We start from the raw sequence: 2,071 nt of genomic DNA on the forward strand, positions 1-2,071 counted from the left end.
ACAATATGATCGCCATCTTTAACCAGACCAAAATGTAAAGTATGCGAGGCCTGCTTTTCTAAATCTTTTCCTGCAAATACGGCATTGGTAAGTGAGATAGCCTCCGGACCAGATAAACGGATTACGCCAATGGCGCCAGAACCTGAGGGAGTAGATAAAGCAATAATGGTATCTTGATTGTTCATGTGTGGTATTAAAGTTGCAAAAATAAGGCTAATCTGTGGGTATATCGTGTAAGGGAAGTAATTTTTTTAAGCATTGATTAATCGGTTAACTGACGCCAAACGCAAATCGCTCAACGCCAAATCAACTAGCAGCCCTTCGACTCCGCTCAGGGTGACTTATCGAGGGGAGATCGATTAATTGACTCTCAATGCTAAGCGCCCAACTCCAAACTGGTTAATGAGTTAATTGACTTCGGACTCCAGACTGCCGACTTCGGACTATAAACTCATTCCGCTTTTCAATATTAAAGGTTATCTTAAAACATTTTAACACCGATTGTGTTTAAACCTCAAATCAGAATAAGCTTTTATGACGAACAATTTACCCCTGACCGTTAAACGATCGATAGAATTATTGGGTCTAATGGCCATTGTAGCCGTTATGGTAATTGGAAGAGATATTATCATGCCGATGTTGATGGCTTTTTTTATCAGCATTATGTTGCTACCGGTGTATCGCTTTTTAAAAAGAAAAAAAATACCCGAATCGTTAGCCATTATCTTATCCATTTTATTAGTGGCACTGTTTGTAGCTTTGATTATTTGGTTTTTTTCGAACCAGATTGGCATTTTGGTTAAAGATTTTCCACAGATAAAAGCGAACGTAACACAGCATATCAATTCATTAAGTGATTGGATCAGTCGCATTACCCATTACGATGATAAGGAACAAAAAGCCTTCATAAAAACTAAAAGCGACGATTTGATGAACATGGGCACCTCGCTTGCAGGTGGTGCTGCCGTTACCTTAAGTGGCATTTTTGTATTTATCGGTTTGTTGCCCATTTATATTTACCTGATGCTTTTTTATAAAGACATTTTATTGCGCTTTATCTTCATGTGGTTTAAAACAGATGATCATCCAAAAGTGAAAGAAGCTATTTATGAAACCGAATCGATCATTAAAAGCTACCTAATCGGACTGTTAATCCAGATAACCTATATGACGATTTTGTTGGGTGGAATATTGATGTTAATTGGTATAAAACATGCTTTGTTAATCGGGGTAATCTTTGCCATCTTAAACCTGATTCCTTACGTGGGAGCCTTAATTGGTAACTTGATAGGGGTGCTGCTTACGCTTACTTCATCGCAAGAATTGTGGCCGGTAATTACCGTTTTAGGCGTAATTGCATTTGTTCAATTTTTAGATAACAACATACTCATGCCGCGTATTGTTGGCTCTAAGGTAAAAATCAATGCTTTATTTGCCATCCTAGGGGTATTTATCGGTGGCAGTATAGCCGGGGTTTCGGGGATGTTCCTCGCACTGCCTATTGTGGCTGTACTCAAAATTGTCTTCGATCGCACAGAATCATTCAAACAATGGGGTGTGCTGCTGGGAGATGAACGCCCGGCTAAAAGTCCGATGACTTTTCCCAACTTTAGGAAGAAAAAACCAGTGGCTACTAAAACGGGAATAGAAAAGGGATAAGGCTAAGGGGAGAGAATGGGAAATGTAGTCAGTTCTGTGGTAATCATTGTAATTTGCGGGAGGCAGTTGCTGCATAGGTTTCCCGCAGATTTAAGAAGATAAACGCAGATGATATTTAATCTCTCTTCGTCGTGATAATCTTAACCTCCAAATTTACGCACTCTATAAATAGTTATTTCTGCGGTAATCAGTGTAATCTGCGGGAGCAGTTGGTGTATAGGCTCCCCGCAGATTTAAGAAGATAAACGTAGGCGATATTTAATCTTTCTTTACAGTAAAAATTATAACCCAGTTTTAACTTCCAAATTTACGCACTCTATAAATGAGTGATAACATGAAATACCGTCCCAGTCGGTTAACTTGCTTATCCACAATTACGTTATCGAACACATCTCTTGATATCCCTGAGTTC

The 2,071-nt window shown here is 39.0% G+C and carries 1 protein-coding gene and 1 pseudogene; one reads left to right on the forward strand and one right to left on the reverse strand.

Annotation, left to right across the window (positions count from 1 at the left end):
- Window positions 1-185 (reverse strand): annotated as a pseudogene (locus AC1DND_RS26420) (tRNA uridine-5-carboxymethylaminomethyl(34) synthesis GTPase MnmE); the annotation flags it as partial.
- A gap of 349 nt (window positions 186-534) precedes the next feature.
- Here AC1DND_RS26420 and AC1DND_RS26425 point away from each other — a divergent pair.
- Window positions 535-1,659, forward strand: coding sequence for an AI-2E family transporter (locus AC1DND_RS26425; protein WP_477585648.1), 1,125 nt, complete (start codon window positions 535-537; stop codon window positions 1,657-1,659).
- Window positions 1,660-2,071 lie beyond the last annotated feature (412 nt).

The organism is Pedobacter sp. 01N416, from assembly GCF_056399685.1.

What these genes read in the sequence shown, in the direction of transcription:
- AC1DND_RS26425 (WP_477585648.1), top strand. Translation starts at nt 535, where the DNA reads ATGACGAACAATTTACCCCTGACCGTTAAACGATCGATAGAATTATTG.